Here is a 14,543-nt window from a genome sequence, read left to right as displayed (position 1 = left end):
TGGTTCTGCTGGTGGAGGGCGGGTTGGGGCGAAAATTACTCTGCCTTGCGGCCGATGGCGCCCAGATGGGTGTGGGAGAAGGCGGACGCATATTTCAGCCCATACCCCAGGCTTCGGTCAAAGCCCGCGTGGGCCGCAACGATGAGGGCGATCTGCCAAAGGGGCTCGATCTCCAGGCTCCAGCCCGCACCGGCCAGGGCCAGAGGCAGAATGTAGGTGTGTACGGCATTGTAGGCGGCCGCTCCGACCCGCGCATTGATCACATAGGCGAGAAAACTGAGGTCTGGCATGAAAAAGACGATAGCGAAGAGCCAGGGATTGCCGCCGGCGAGGAAATAAACCGATGTGGCGGCGGCAAGGACCGCCAGGCCCTCGAGCCGCAGCATCAGGCGCACGCCTCCGGTCGCGGCCCCTTCCGAAGGCGAGATGGGGTTTGGTGCATCGTTCATTGGTTATCCTAGAGCCGTTCAGGATTTGATTGAATCAAATCCTTGGCTCTAACCCTTTGTTTTATCGCGTGTCCGAACCGTAAAACCGTTTCTACTTTTGCTGGATACGCTCTAGGATGCGTTAAGCTTGCAGCCCCATTTGGACGAGGGAAGCGCGGCTTTGCAGATTAGTCCTGGAGTATAGCTGAATAGTCGCGCCCGCCGCTAAAGATACCGATGATATCCACCCGGTCATCGTAGACAGAATATGCGATCATCACGTTCCGTCTATGGGCCAGCATACGGATGCCGGGGCGCAGATCCGGCCGTGATACGCCTTGGTACGGGTGATGCGCCAACGTTTCGCACAAGTCCATTAAACGACCGAGATACGCATTTGCTATTTGCGCCGAAGCCTCAGTCGCGAGGTATTGGTAAAGATCGGCCAGATCTTTGTCGGCTTCAGGTGAATAGATTACGCGATAAACGCTCATCCTTTTTGTTCGACAGTCCGCCGATGAAGCTCAGCGATCCTGGATCGCACTTGTTGAGCCGAAAAGCCGCGTTCCGGGTCAGCCTTCATGGCATCATAGGCAGGAACGACTTCATTACGAAGCCAAGCCTCCATGGCCTTTTCGCGAGCGGCCAATACCCGCAAGCCGTCGCGAATGACTTCGCTTTCGCTAGCATATTCGCCCGAAGTCACTTTGGCTTTGACCATGTCTGCCATTTCATTGGGAAGCGTGACGCTCATCTGGCGGGTGGTGCGCATGATCCCGACTCCTATGGTAGGATTAAATCCTACCATAGTTGACTAGGACTTCAAATGCCCCTTATCCCGCTTCGGCAATCGCCGTGACCGGGAGTGGCGTGTCCTTTACGGGGGCGGTGACGACGTAGGAATAGTAGCGGCGGACGCCGATGCGGGCGGCGAGGAGGTTTTCGATCAGGCGCTGATATTCTTCGAGGTCGCGGGTGATGACCTTGACCATGTAATCGATGCCGCCGCCCACCGCCCAGCATTCGACGATCTGGTCGATCTTTTTGATCGCCGCCTCGAAGCGGGTGAAATCCTCGGCCTGGTGGCTTTCGAGTTCGATCTGGACGAAAACGATGGTCAGAGGCCCAAAGGCGCGAAGCGAGATGCGGGCGCCATAGCTTTCGATGATGCCCGCGTCCTCGAGGCGTTTCAAACGCTCCCAGCAGGGGGTGGGGGTGAGATTGACGCGTTCGGCAAGCGTAGCCTTGGGTATGCGGCCCTCGCGCTGGAGGATCGAGAGGATTTTCAGGTCCCGGTCATCGAGCTTGAGTTGAGCCTTTTGAATGGCAGCGCCCCTTGCGGCTAAAAGCTGGTGCATGACGCAAAGCTATATCCGCCGGGGGGCAGGCGTCCAGCGCTCCCGGATAAAAAATATGCAGGTGCCCGCCAGCGGTTAAACCGCGGGCGCTGCGGCGGCCGCGATCCCGGCGTGACCCCGGGCAACAGGAGGCGAGGCAGAGGCCCCTACCCTGTTGCGCCTCAATTGCCTTCCAGAACCGCTTTCAAGAATTCGCGCGTGCGCTCTTCCTTGGGGTTGGTGAACAGTTCCTCGGGGGGAGCCTGTTCGAGCACCTTGCCGCGATCGAAAAAGCAAACGCGATCGGAAATCTGGCGCGCGAAATTCATCTCATGGGTGACCAGAAGCATGGTCAGGTCGTGCTCTTCGGCCAGGCGCCGGATGACGCCGAGCACTTCGCCCACAAGTTCGGGATCGAGCGCCGAAGTGGGCTCGTCGAACAGCATGATCTTGGGGCGCATGGCGAGCGCGCGGGCGATGCCGACGCGCTGTTGCTGGCCGCCGGAAAGCTGGTGCGGGTATTTGTCGGCCTGGTCGGTCAGCCCCACCATTTCGAGCAATTCGTCGGCGCGCTCCCTCGCCTCGGGCTTGGAAACGCCGAGCACCTGCACCGGAGCTTCGGTTAAATTGCGCCGCACCGTCATGTGCGGGAAGAGATTGAACTGCTGGAACACCATGCCCATTTTCTCGCGCATCCTGCGCAGATGGGCCTCGCTGGCCGGCTTGAGGCTGCCGTCGGCGGCCTTCTCGTGCCAGAGCGTTTCTCCATCCACATAAACGACGCCGCCCGAAATGGGCTCAAGGGTCATCAGGATCCGCAGCACGGTGGACTTGCCCGAGCCCGAGGGGCCGATGATGGTGACTTTTTCGCCCGGCTGAACCTCGAAATCGAGTTCGTTGATCACGGTGAACGTGTCGAAGCGTTTGACGACCTTGTCGAACTTGATGATGGGGTCGGTCATTTGAGCGGAATTCCTCTTTTGGGCAACGCGCGATCCAGAAGGCGAACGGCAGCGGAGGCCAGCAACGTCATGATCAGATAGATGCCGCCCACCATCGAGAGCGGAATGAGATAGTTGAAGGTGCGGTCGCCGATGATCTGGGCGACGCCCAGCAGCTCAAGAACGGTCACCACGGAAAGCAGCGGTACGTCCTTCATGATCGAGACCAGATAATTGCCCATGGCGGGCACGATGCGCGGAATGGCCTGGGGAACGATCACATGGGTGAAGGTACGCAACCCCTTGAGGTTGAGCGCCCGCGCGGCCTCATGCTGGCCGCGCGCCACCGCCTCGATGCCGGCGCGGTACACCTCGGAGGTATAGGCCGAATATTGCAGCCCCAGCGCCAGGGCGCCGGTCAGGAAGGCGGGGAGGATGAGGCCGTATTCGGGCAGCACGTAGTAAAGAAAGAAGAGCTGGATCAGGAGCGGCGTGTCGCGCAGGAACTCGACGATGACCGCAACGGGCCAGGAGACGATCTTGAGCGGCACCGACTTGAGCGCTGCCCAGACGAGCCCGAGCGCCAAGGCGATGGCAAAGCCGACCACCGTGGCCTGCAGCGTCACCAACAGGCCCCGCAGCAGAATGGGCAGGATGGAGATTGCGAAGGTCCAGTTGCTGGTAGTGTCCCATTCGATTCCAAACAGCATGGGGCTACCTCGCTCCTGCGCGCCAGCGGCCAACGAACCGCTCGAGCAGCTTCATCATGGCGGTCAGGACGAGAGCGAGGCCGAAATACATCAGCAGCGTCATCGTATAGATCGTCGTCGAATCCTGGGTGAAATTGCGTAACTGCTCGGCGCGGAAGGCCAAATCGGAGAGCGAAATCAGCGAGACGAGCGCGGTGTCCTTCAAATTCTGGATGGCCAGATTGCCGAAGGGTGGCATCATCTCGGGGATGGCCTGGGGCAGCGCGATGCGCCAGAGCGTCTTGCGCGGGGTGAAATTCAAAGCCTTGGCCGCCTCGTACTGGTCCTTCGAGACAGCCTCTATGGCGCCGCGCACCACTTCTGCCCCATAGGCGCCGATGTTGAGGGACAGGGCCAAAACGCCCGCCACCACGGGGGGAAGCCGCAAATCGATACCGATCGCCTGCCCCAGAACCGGCATGGCGAAATAGAGCCAGAAGAGCTGCACCAGGAGCGAGGTGCCCCTGAAGATCTCGATATAGGCGATCGATATGGATTTGATCAGCGGGTTATGGGCGAGTTTGCCGATGCCGGCGGCGAAAGCGAGAATGGCGCCCAGTATCGTCGAATAGACGGTGAGCTCTATGGTGACCCAAGCCCCTTGCATGAGGGGATTGAGATAAGCGGTCCAATCCATGGATACGGTCTCGGCTTCTTGTTCTTGTTGAGCTCAACCGGGAAGCCGGCGGGCGTTGCCGCCCACCGGCCAGATCACGTCATGCGCCAAGGCGCTTATGCTTACTCGCCGCAAAGATCGGCGGTGGTCATATCGAACGAGCGCGAGACGTCGGCGTCGGTGAAGCCGTAGCCGGTCACGACCTCTTCCCATTCGGGCGTCTGCTTGTATTCGGCCAGCACCTCGTTGACCGCATCGCGCAGTTCCTCATTGCCCTGGGCGAAGACGAAACCGCCCCAGGAACGCTGTTCCTCGCCATCGATCACCGGGTCGGTGAAGCCTTCGGCGACTTCCACCGCATCGCTCTGGCCAGCCAGCTCGCTGGCGGTGAGGCCGGTGGCGGCGTAAGCGTCGGCACGGCCGGTCGAAACCGTCGAAATGGCGTCGGCGTTGGACGAAATGGTGACGAGCTGGTTCTCGGCAACGCCGAGGGCCTGGAACATGTCGAGCTGGTTGGCGCCGGCCATGATGGCGACGGTCAGATCGGAGTTTTCGGCAAACTGCTCGTAGGAATTGAGCCCTTCGGGGTTGCCGGCCGGGACCAGCAGGCCCTCACCATAAGAGGTGTTGGGTTCCGAATAGATGACGGTCGCGCAGCGGGTGGGAATGATGGCCATTTCGGCGGCGACCATGTCGAACCGGTCGGCCTGCAGGCCCGGGATCAGGGACGAGAATTCGGTGGTGACCCACTCGATGTTTTCGATGCCGAGCTGTTCAACGATGTGCTTGGCGACATCGGGACCGGCGCCCATGGTTTCCCCGCTCACCGGATCGACATAGCCATAGGGGATTTCGTTGGCGACAGCGATGCGGATGGTGCCGCTCTCCTGAATTTCGGCGAGCGATGCGGCCTGGGCAGCCCCTGCCAGCCCGAGCGCAGCGGCGCCGGCGAGAAGGGCAGCCTTGAGAGTTTTGGAAGTTGTCTTGCGCATAACGGCTCCTGTCCTTTGAAATTTTTTCGAGTCTGTATTCAGGGCTATGCAGATGACCGGCAATAACAGCCCAGATCACCCCAAGACGGACGGCATCGCTCCCTGTGACATTGGGGAGCAAAAACCATCCGATCACTGCTGAACCAAAGCGTTCGGTTCAGTTAATGCTTGAACGAGCTCAAGGGTTGCCAACTTCTGGCCACAAGTCGAGGGGCGATGCGTCTTTTTGAGAGAGCGATGGCAGCAAGACCATCTGCCAGCGGCCGCTCAAATTGGAAGGACCGCCGGCTCGGGCGGCTGCATAGTCCTAAAGATCGAATTCGCCGGAAAAGCCCGAAACGAGGCGCATAGGCCGGCGGCGACGGGGTGTATAAAAAGTCGCTAGGGGAACCGCGCATGGCCGACGCCGTGACAATGGTTGATGTGCTGGAGGCGCGCAGGCGCATCGGTTCCCTCGTCCACCGCACTTCACTTTCCCAAAGCGCCGCGCTGACGCAACGGACCGGGCATCCGATCCTCCTCAAGAACGAGCACCAGCAACTGACCGGCAGCTTCAAGCTGCGCGGGGCGACAAATGCCGTGCTTGCGCTGTCCGATGACGAGCGCAGGCGCGGGGTGGCGGCTGCGTCCACCGGCAATCACGGGCGGGCGCTGGCCCATGCCGCCAAAGCTGCCGGGTCACGGGCGGTGATCTGCATGTCCTCGCTGGTGCCCGCCAACAAGGTGGAGGCGATCAAGGCGCTGGGGGCCGATGCGCGGATCATCGGCATGAGCCAGGACGATGCTCAGGTCGAGGTGGACAGGCTGGTCCGCGAGGAGGGACTTATAGAGGTCCCGCCGTTCGATAAGGCCGAGGTGATCGCCGGACAGGGCACGCTTGGCCTGGAGATCGTCAAGGATGTTCCCGCGCTCGACGCGGTGCTGGTGCCGCTTTCGGGCGGCGGGCTGATCGCCGGGGTGGCGCTGGCCGTCAAGGCGTTATCGCCCAAAACGCGGGTGATCGGGGTTTCGATGGAGCGCGGGGCGGCGATGGTGGCCTGCCTTGCGGCGGGCAAGCCGGTGATCGTGGAGGAGCTGGAAACGCTGGCGGATTCGCTGGGCGGCGGGATCGGGCTGGAGAACAGACATACCTTCTCCATGGTGCGCGAGTTGGTGGACGAGACGGTGCTGCTGACCGAGCGGGAGATCGCGGCGGGGATTGCCCATGCCTACAATGAGGAGCGCGAGGTGATCGAAGGGGCGGCAGCCGTGGGGATCGGGGCGATCCTGGCGGGGAAATTCGCGCCGGTCGGCCCAACTGCCGTCGTTCTTTCGGGCAAGAATATCGATATGGGCGTGCATGGGCAGATCGTCGCCGGCACGCATCCGGTGTTCGGGGAGCTGGCGTGATGGCGGAGATTCAGATCCTCACCGAAGCGGAATTGCGCGAGCTCGTGCGGCTGGATCTGGCGGCCATAGATTGCGTCGAGCAGGCGTTCCGGGCGCTGGCCGGGGGCAAGGTGGTGATGCCGCCGATATTGCGGCTCGACATCACCGATGCCAATGGCGAGGTGGACGTCAAGACGGCTTACCTGCCGGGCGTGGAGAGCTTTGCCATCAAGGTGAGCCCCGGGTTTTTCGATAATCCCAAGATCGGATTGCCCTCGACCAATGGGTTGATGGTGGTGCTCTCCGCCAGGACCGGGTTGGTCGAGGCGCTGCTGCTCGACAATGGATACCTCACCGACGTGCGCACGGCGGCAGCCGGCGCGGTAGCGGCAAGGCACCTGGCGCGCGAGGATGCGCAATCGGTTGCGATCATCGGGGCCGGGATGCAGGCGCGAATGCAGCTCGAAGCGCTGACACTGGTGCGCGACATCAATTCGGCGCGCATCTGGGCGCGGGATGCCGAAAAGGCGCAGGCTTTTGCGCGGCGGGCTTCTTCCGAGCTTGGGATTGACGTAACGGCGGCCGAAACTGCCGAGGCGGCGGTGCGTGGCGCCGATATCGTAGTGACGACGACGCCGGCCACGGAACCGCTGATACTGGCCGAGTGGATGACGCCCGGGCAGCACCTGACCGCCATGGGATCGGACGCCGAGCACAAGAACGAGATCGACCCGGCACTGGTGCCGCGCGTTGAGCTTTACGTGGCCGACAGCCTTGCCCAGACGCGGCGCCTGGGGGAGTTGCATCATGCGATCGATGCGGGGTTCGTGGCGCCCGACCAGAGATTTGCCGAGTTGGGGCAAATCATTGCCGGCAGCATGGCGGGGCGCCAGACGGCGACCGATATCACCTATGCCGATCTGACCGGCACGGGCGTGCAGGACACGGCGATCGCCGCCCTGGCCCGAACCCGCGCGCGGACGAGCGACGCGGGCACCAAATTCTCGACCTGATCGTCAGGTCTTTCCCTGGAGCGCAAAGGCAAATGCCGAACACCCGCCTGCCCTTTACCCTGCCCGAATATTACGAACGCCTGGAGGCGGTGCGCCGCGCCATGCAGACGCAGGGCATCGACGTATTGATCGTCACCAACCCCTCCAACATGCACTGGCTCACCGGCTATGACGGGTGGAGCTTTTACGTGCATCAGGCGGTGATCGTGTCGCTGACCGACGAACCGGTCTGGTGGGGGCGGCCCATGGATGCGGTGGGAGCGGAAAAGACCACCTGGCTTTCCACCGACTCCATCTACGCCTATCCCGACGATTTCGTGCAGAACCCGGAAAAGCACGCTTATGTGCATCTGTGCGGGGTGTTGCGCGACAAGGGCTGGGACGGGCGCCGCATCGGGGTGGAAATGGACAATTACTATTTCACCGCGGCATGCCTTGAAACGCTGAGGGCGGAAATCCCAGGCGTGAGCGTGGTCGATGCAACTTCGGTCGTGACCTGGCAGCGTTCGGTGAAATCGGAGGCGGAAATCGAATTCATGCGCCGGGCGGCGCGAATCGTCGAAGCCATGCATAGCCGCATCCGCGAGGTGACCCGTCCGGGATTGCGCAAGAACGAGCTGGTGGCCGAGATCTACCACGCTTCGCTTTTGGGCGCTGACGGGTATGGCGGGGATTATTCAGCCATCGTGCCGCTGACACCCTCGGGGCGCGACGCGGCGGCGGCGCATCTGACCTGGGATGATCGGGAGCTGGTCTCGGGCGAAGGCACGTTCTTCGAAATTGCCGGGTGCTACAAGCGCTATCACTGCCCGATTTCGCGCACCGTGTTCCTGGGCGAGCCACCCAAGGACATGCTCAAGGCGCAGGAAGCGGTGCTCGAGGGCATGGAAGCGGGCATGGCGGTGGCCAAGCCGGGCTATACCTGCGGAGAGATCGCCGAGGCGTTTTTCGGGGTGCTGCGGAAGTACGGCGTAGAGAAGACCTCGCGCACCGGATATTCGGTGGGGCTCTCCTATCCGCCCGATTGGGGCGAGCACACGATGAGCATCCGCCCAGGAGACCGGTCGGTTTTGCGGCCCAACATGGTGTTCCACTTCATGCCGGCCATCTGGACGCCCGAATGGGGGCTGGAGATCACCGAAACCATGCGGATCACCGATATCGGCGGGCCGGAATGCCTGGCCAATGTGCCGCGGGAATTGTGTGTGAAACAGTAGGGCATGAGCGTGTGGCGCCCCTCACCCCAACCCTCTCCCCAGCGGAGAGAGGGAGTCAGGCGGTGGCGTCCTCGGACGTGGGGTTGAACGGATCGCCGCGACAAAATTAGCCCTCGCCCTCTGGGAGAGGGCGGCCGGCAGGCGGGTGAGGGGTCGACTCGAACGAGAGAATTCTGGAGGCAATTTTGGCCCATAGACTGCTTGGCGAAACACTCGAAATCCTGGCGGACCTGATCGGCTTTCAGTCGGTTTCGTCCGAGAGCAATCTGGAGATGATCGCCTATATCAATCACCGGCTCGACCAGATCGGGACGCGGACCTATCTGACGCTCAATCCCGAAGGCAACAAGGCTAACCTTTTTGCCTCCCTGGGGCCGGCGGATATGGATGGGGGGATCGTGCTCTCGGGGCACACCGACGTGGTGCCGGTCGAGGGACAGGAATGGAGTTCGGACCCGTTTACCGCGACGCTTCGGAACCGGCGCATTTATGGACGTGGGGCGTGCGACATGAAGGGGTTCATCGCCTGCGCGCTGGCCTTTGCGCCCTATTTCCAGGAGATTGGCCTGAAACGGCCGATCCACCTGGCGTTCACCTATGACGAGGAGGTGGGCTGTCTGGGCGCCCAGGTAATGCTCAAGGAATTGCAGGCGGTGGGACGCAAGCCGGCCATGTGCATCATTGGCGAGCCGACGATGATGAAGATCATCGAGGGCAACAAGGGGTGCTGTGAATATACGACCCATTTCACGGGGCTCGAGGGTCACGGCTCCATGCCCGAGCGCGGGGTCAACGCGGTGGAATATGCCGTCCACTACGTAAGCAAGCTGCTTGAGGTGGGCGAAGCGCTCAAGACGCGGGCGCCCGAGGGCAGCCGGTTCGATCCGCCCTGGTCGACGATCCAGATCGGGAAAATGGCGGGCGGGATCGCGCGCAACATCATTGCCGGCTCGTGCTCGGTGGAGTGGGAGTTCCGGCCGGTGAACGGGGCCGATTTCACCTTCACCCACGACGAAATCAGAGGATTTGTGGAGAACGTGCTGCTGCCGCGCATGCAGGCGGTGCATCCCGACGCGGCGGTGATCACCGAGACGATCGGGGAGGTTGCGGGGCTCGAGCCGATGAGCCGGTCCGAAGCGGTGGAACTGGTGCGGGCGCTGACCGGCAATGACGAGCCGGCCGAATGCGTATCGTTTTCCACCGAGGCGGGACTGTTTCAGGAGCTGGGGATCGACACTGTGGTGTGTGGGCCCGGATCGATCGAGCAGGCGCATAAGCCCGATGAGTTCGTGGAGCTCGATCAGCTCAGCGCGTGCCTGACGATGATCGAGGGGCTGGAGAAGCAGGGGTAGGCGAATTCGCTACCGGCGGCGTATGCTGAAGCTCAGCGCCCCCTCATCCGCCCCTTCGGGGCACCTTCTCCCACCAGGGGAGAAGGGTAGTCTGTGGCAGCGCTTCAGCAAGAACTCAAGCGCAACCCCAAGCCCCCCTCCCCTGGTGGGAGAGGGGACGGGGGTGAGGGGGGCGCTGAGTTTCAGCAACCGCCCCGCTGAATTGTGTCACCGAAACGCCGGGATCACCTCTCGACCATAACGCGCGATGATTTCTTCTTCGTCGCCACTGTCGAGGTAGATGTTGAATTGGGTGACGCCGGCCGCTTCCAGGTCGCGAATCTTGGCGATGTGGTCCTCGGGCTCGCCCAAAACGCAGAAGCTTTCGACGATGTCGTCGGTGATGAAATCGAGATAGGGGTTATCGGACTGTCCGTGCTTTGAATAATCATAGCCGCGACGGGCTTCGATATAAGAGGTGAGGCTGGCAGGGACCTTGTCGGTATCGGCGCCGTATTTTTCAACGATATCGGCAACGTGATTGCCGACCATGGCCGGGAACCAGCGGGTGGCGGCGATGGCGCGTTGTCTGTCGCCGAAATAGGCGGGGGCGGCGGCCATGGAGCGATAGGCGCTCATGTCGCGGCCGGCGGCGCGGCCCGCTTCAAGGCACTGGTCGGTGAACCATCTGCACAGGCCCGGCTCGGCGATCTGGAGGACGACGCCATCGGCGCTTTCGCCGGCGGTCTTCAGCGCCAGCGGGCCATAGGCGGCGATCCAGCTCGGGATTTCGTGGCCAACGGCCCAGGGAAACTGGACGGGGTTGGGAACTTCGCCATAAGTCACCTCATCGCCGCGCACCATGGCCTTGGTCTTTTCGATGAATTCGGCGACGCGTTTGAGCGTAGCGGGCTTGTGGCCCATGACGCGGCGTGAGGAATCGCCGCGCCCCACGGCAAGATCGAAGCGGCCCCCACTCTGCTTGGCAAGCGAGCCGAACAGCGAGGCGGCCACCGACCAATCGCGCACATCGGGATTGGTGACGAGCGGACCAAAGCGCATGGATTGGGTCCACTCCATGCCCATGGCCATGGCCGGATAGGGATCACGCCAGAGAATGTGGGAATCGTAGAACCAGCAATAGGAAAAGCCGGCATATTCGGCGGCCTGGATCAGATAGCGCGCCCGATCGTGCTCAACGAAGCCTTTGAAGGTGATCCCGAATTCCATGGCCGAAGTTCCCCCTCTGAAACTGGCGAATTTGACCAGATGATCAAATTTTTTCCTGCCCGGCAAGAGCAATCGTTCAGGGGCCGTAAGCAATCATGGGGCGGCCAGAGGCGGGATTGGGAACGATGGTGGCGGTGACGCCATAGACGCGCGCGAGGAAGGCTGCATCGATGACGGCATCGGGCGCGCCCTCCCGCACCACCCTGCCCTTGTCGAGGGCGATCACGTGATCGAACCAGGCCGCGGTCAGATTGAGATCATGCATGGTGACGAGGATCGTGAGCCCCTCTTCGGCAAGGGCGCGCAGGATTTCCATAACCGCGACCTGAGCGGAGAGATCGAGATGGTTGGTGGGCTCGTCGAGAAGCAGGAGGCGCGGCTTTTGCGCCAGGGCGCGGGCGATCTGGACGCGCTGCTGCTCACCGCCCGAAAGCGTGGAAAAGCGGCGGGTGGCGAAATCCGTCATCCCCACACGCGCAAGAGCATCGGCAACGACGGCTTCATCGTCCGTCTCGGTATCGGCGGACCACAGGCCCTGATGCGGCAGACGGCCGAGCATGACGGCATCATGAACATCGATGGGTTGATCGGTGGTGACCGCCTGTTCGACGAGAGCGGCGCGCTGGGCGCGAATTTTGCGCGGCAGGGCGTGGAGGTCGTGGCCTTCGAAGGTGACATGAGCCTTGGCAGCAGGTTCGAAACCGAGAATGACGCGCAAAAGCGTGGACTTGCCCGCGCCATTGGGGCCGATCAGGGCGTTGAGGCGGCCCGGCTGGAGGGTGAAGCTGACCCCATCGAGGATCTGTTTGCCGTCTATCGCGAGGCTGGCGCTTTCGACCGCAAGGCTCATGTCGCCCGCCTGTTGCGCAGGAGGATGAGGAAAAAGGCGGGCGCGCCGATCATGGCGGTGACGATACCGACCGGAAGTTCGCGCGGGTCGAACAGGGTGCGGGCGGCAGTGTCGGTCCAGACCATGAAGACCGCGCCGGCGAGCGCGGCGAGCGGCAGCAGATGGCGGTGACGTCCACCGGCGACCAGCCGCACCGCATGGGGAAGGATGAGGCCGACAAAGCCGATGGAGCCGGAAATGGCGACGAGAACGCCGGTGAGAAGCGCGGTAGCGCCAAGCATCAACCAGCGGGTGCGTTCAACATCGATGCCAAGCACACGGGCGGCGGTGTCCCCGAAAACGAAGCCGTCGAGGATACGGCCGGAGGCCAGCAGCGGCAGGCCCACCGCCGCGAAAACCATAGCGGCAAGGCCGGTATCGGACCAGCGCATGCCCGCGAGCGACCCCATGAGCCAGGAGAGAATCTCGCGGTAGGAATCTCCGGTGGCGGTGGAAAAGATGAGGAAAGAGGTCAGCGCCGAGGCGAGGGCCGAAACCGCAAGGCCGGCAAGGATCGCCCGCGACGCGGTGATGGCGCCGAGCGCACGGGCAAGGCCGAGGGTGAGGCCCATGGCGGCAAGGGCACCGAGAAAGGCGCCGGCGGGGAGAAGCAGCGTGGCCCCGAAGAGCAGCATGGCGACGGCGCCGACCGAGGCCCCCGAGGAGATGCCGAGCAGGTATGGATCGGCCAAGGGATTGCGGGTCAGCGCCTGCATCACGGCGCCGCAAATGGCAAGGCCGGCGCCTACCAAGGCGGCCGAAAGGACGCGTGGCAGGCGAAGCTCCCAGACAATGCCCTCACGCAGGACCGAGACGGGACTGTCGGGAACGAGGCCGAGGCGGTGGGCGATGACGGCCCAGACATCGCCGGTGCTGATATCGGCGGGGCCGACCGTGACCGCGAGAGTGATCGAGAGGACCAGGAGAATGGTGAGGCCGGCGAGCCAAGCGTGGAAGCGCAGCCTTCGCAGGGCGGCGGGAGTGAGGGCGGAGAGGCCGAGCGGGGCGGCGACCATCAGTGATGGCTCCGCGTGTTCGCTCCGCGACGCAATGGGGGCCGCCCATAGGTTGGACGGACTATAGAGCCACCTGGACCCCGGTTTTTGCCAGCGGAGCGGTGGAGGCCACATCTTCTGGATTCGTGGCCGCGTTGCGGGTCCCCGGGTCGAGCTCGAGGACGACGAGGGTGAGAGGATGGAGCGAAACAATATGGTGACGCGTACTGGGGGCCGCCCAGTCGCCACACCCCCTCGTCATTGTCGGGCTTGGCCCGAGAATCCGCAACACTACCGCCACCACTAAAGAAGTTTTGCGCAGAGCAACCGAGTGCGGCGGCGACCATGGCTAGAAATCCAGCCCAGTCAGTTGGTTGGCCAGTTCCACAGTCGCCGGAACGGAACGGACGCCGGGTTCGGCGGCGGGGAACGGGATGGTGAGATAGCGCGCGTTCTGCACCGCGCTCATGTTGGCGGTGGCGGGGTTGTCGTTGAGCAGGCGGATTTTCTGATCCACCGAATTCCATTCGGCATCGACGAGGATCATCACGTCGGGGTTCTGATCGACGATGGCTTCCCAGCTTGCCGAGGTCCAGGTGTCCTGGACTTCGGAGAAGATGTTGGTGATGCCTAGAGCGTCCATGGTCATCTGCGGGCCGCCGAGGCCAGCGCCGACATAGGGCGTGGAGGTAGCCGAGGAATACCAGACGCCGGTGAGATTGGACGCCGGTTTGATCTCGGCCAGGAGGGCGCGCTGCTGATCGACCAGTTCGGCGGCACGGTCCTCAACGTCGAAGATCATGCCCATTTCGAGGATTTGGTCGAAGACATCCTCAAAGGAGAGCTTTTCGGGCGTGCCGGTCGAGCGGCAGGCGGTGGGGGCGACATAGGTGGCGATGCCAAGGGCGTGCAAGCTGTCGCGCTCGCCGGCGGCATCGGCGGCAAAGCTGCTTTCCCAGCCCCCATAGACGAAATCGGGTTCTGCTTCGAGCACCACCTCCTGGCTGGGGACGCGGTCGGCGAGGACGGGAAGAAAGGTTGCGGGCGCCCATTGTTCGGGCACGGGCCCGTCCTGGAAGCCCACGCCGACGATCCTGTCGCCCAGGCCGAGGGCGAGGAGCATTTCGGTGGCGGTGGATTTGATGGTGACGACGCGCTCTGGGGGCGCGGTGAAGGTGACGGTGGTGCCGCAGTTTTCGATGGTGAGGGGGTAGTCGGTGGCGAGGGCTGGGGTGGCAAAAAGAGCGGTTATGGCAATCGTGAGCGTTGCGCATTTGGCAAACGCTGCACCCCCCTCATCCGCCCCTTCGGGGCACCTTCTCCCACCAGGGGAGAAGGGTAGCTTTTGGCGGGTGATGGTGGAAATGGCCAGCTCAGAACACCCCTCATCCGACCTTTCGCTTTTCAAGCGAAAGCCCACCCTCTCCCTCAAGGGGA

At 62.8% G+C, this 14,543-nt stretch carries 16 protein-coding genes; 4 read left to right on the top strand and 12 right to left on the bottom strand.

Features of this window, described 5'->3' with window-relative positions; all coding sequences use genetic code 11:
- Window positions 1-35 precede the first annotated feature (35 nt).
- From NO932_RS02895 to ehuB, 8 genes are all read right to left on the bottom strand, one after another.
- Window positions 36-449, bottom strand: a complete 414-nt coding sequence (locus NO932_RS02895; protein ID WP_309209541.1) for a DUF4260 domain-containing protein — start codon at window positions 447-449, stop codon at window positions 36-38.
- Window positions 450-616: 167 nt separating this feature from the next.
- Window positions 617-922, bottom strand: coding sequence for a type II toxin-antitoxin system RelE/ParE family toxin (locus NO932_RS02890; RefSeq protein ID WP_309209540.1), 306 nt, complete (start codon window positions 920-922; stop codon window positions 617-619).
- Window positions 919-1,200, bottom strand: a complete 282-nt coding sequence (locus NO932_RS02885; RefSeq protein ID WP_309209538.1) for a type II toxin-antitoxin system ParD family antitoxin — start codon at window positions 1,198-1,200, stop codon at window positions 919-921. Before NO932_RS02885 ends, NO932_RS02890 begins: the two co-directional genes overlap by 4 nt.
- Before the next feature lie 61 nt (window positions 1,201-1,261).
- A complete protein-coding gene (locus NO932_RS02880; protein WP_309162737.1) occupies window positions 1,262-1,786 on the bottom strand; it encodes an Lrp/AsnC family transcriptional regulator in 525 nt (174 codons plus the stop codon).
- Between the two features lie 161 nt (window positions 1,787-1,947).
- Window positions 1,948-2,727 (bottom strand): ectoine/hydroxyectoine ABC transporter ATP-binding protein EhuA, encoded by a 780-nt coding sequence (gene ehuA / locus NO932_RS02875; protein ID WP_309209536.1) that lies wholly within the window; start codon window positions 2,725-2,727, stop codon window positions 1,948-1,950.
- Window positions 2,724-3,416, bottom strand: a complete 693-nt coding sequence (gene ehuD, locus NO932_RS02870) for an ectoine/hydroxyectoine ABC transporter permease subunit EhuD (RefSeq protein WP_309209534.1) — start codon at window positions 3,414-3,416, stop codon at window positions 2,724-2,726. Before ehuD ends, ehuA begins: the two co-directional genes overlap by 4 nt.
- Window positions 3,417-3,420: 4 nt before the next feature.
- Window positions 3,421-4,092 carry an ectoine/hydroxyectoine ABC transporter permease subunit EhuC gene (ehuC, locus tag NO932_RS02865; RefSeq protein WP_309209532.1) on the bottom strand — a complete coding sequence of 224 codons (672 nt, stop codon included), beginning with the start codon at window positions 4,090-4,092 and terminating at the stop codon, window positions 3,421-3,423.
- A 101-nt stretch (window positions 4,093-4,193) separates the two neighbouring features.
- Window positions 4,194-5,063, bottom strand: coding sequence for an ectoine/hydroxyectoine ABC transporter substrate-binding protein EhuB (ehuB, locus tag NO932_RS02860; protein ID WP_309209530.1), 870 nt, complete (start codon window positions 5,061-5,063; stop codon window positions 4,194-4,196).
- A 396-nt stretch (window positions 5,064-5,459) separates the two neighbouring features.
- Between ehuB and eutB the strand changes: the two genes are divergently transcribed.
- From eutB to argE, 4 genes are all read left to right on the top strand, one after another.
- A complete protein-coding gene (gene eutB / locus NO932_RS02855; RefSeq protein WP_309209528.1) occupies window positions 5,460-6,452 on the top strand; it encodes a hydroxyectoine utilization dehydratase EutB in 993 nt (330 codons plus the stop codon).
- Window positions 6,452-7,444: an ectoine utilization protein EutC gene (gene eutC, locus NO932_RS02850; RefSeq protein ID WP_309209526.1), complete on the top strand. Its 993-nt coding sequence runs from the start codon at window positions 6,452-6,454 to the stop codon at window positions 7,442-7,444. The genes eutB and eutC overlap by 1 nt, the downstream gene beginning before the upstream one ends.
- 32 nt (window positions 7,445-7,476) lie before the next feature.
- Complete coding sequence (locus tag NO932_RS02845; protein WP_309209524.1) at window positions 7,477-8,661, top strand: M24 family metallopeptidase; 1,185 nt, start codon at window positions 7,477-7,479, stop codon at window positions 8,659-8,661.
- 185 nt (window positions 8,662-8,846) lie between these two features.
- Window positions 8,847-10,013 (top strand): acetylornithine deacetylase, encoded by a 1,167-nt coding sequence (gene argE / locus NO932_RS02840; RefSeq protein WP_309209522.1) that lies wholly within the window; start codon window positions 8,847-8,849, stop codon window positions 10,011-10,013.
- A 207-nt stretch (window positions 10,014-10,220) separates the two neighbouring features.
- Here argE and NO932_RS02835 read toward each other — a convergent pair whose 3' ends face one another.
- The 4 genes from NO932_RS02835 to NO932_RS02820 all read right to left on the bottom strand — a co-directional run bounded on the left by NO932_RS02835 (window position 10,221) and on the right by NO932_RS02820 (window position 14,514).
- Window positions 10,221-11,222 (bottom strand): TIGR03842 family LLM class F420-dependent oxidoreductase, encoded by a 1,002-nt coding sequence (locus tag NO932_RS02835; protein ID WP_309209519.1) that lies wholly within the window; start codon window positions 11,220-11,222, stop codon window positions 10,221-10,223.
- Between the two features lie 76 nt (window positions 11,223-11,298).
- Window positions 11,299-12,072 carry an ABC transporter ATP-binding protein gene (locus NO932_RS02830; protein ID WP_309209517.1) on the bottom strand — a complete coding sequence of 258 codons (774 nt, stop codon included), beginning with the start codon at window positions 12,070-12,072 and terminating at the stop codon, window positions 11,299-11,301.
- A complete protein-coding gene (locus NO932_RS02825) occupies window positions 12,069-13,127 on the bottom strand; it encodes a putative F420-0 ABC transporter permease subunit (protein WP_309209515.1) in 1,059 nt (352 codons plus the stop codon). Before NO932_RS02825 ends, NO932_RS02830 begins: the two co-directional genes overlap by 4 nt.
- A 328-nt stretch (window positions 13,128-13,455) precedes the next feature.
- A complete protein-coding gene (locus NO932_RS02820; protein ID WP_309209513.1) occupies window positions 13,456-14,514 on the bottom strand; it encodes a putative F420-0 ABC transporter substrate-binding protein in 1,059 nt (352 codons plus the stop codon).
- Window positions 14,515-14,543: the final 29 nt, after the last annotated feature.

It is taken from the genome of Pelagibacterium sp. 26DY04 (assembly GCF_031202305.1).
Lineage (GTDB): Bacteria > Pseudomonadota > Alphaproteobacteria > Rhizobiales > Devosiaceae > Pelagibacterium.
The sequence above is the reverse complement of the archived record's forward strand: the minus strand, read 5'-3'. Positions and strand labels throughout refer to the sequence as shown.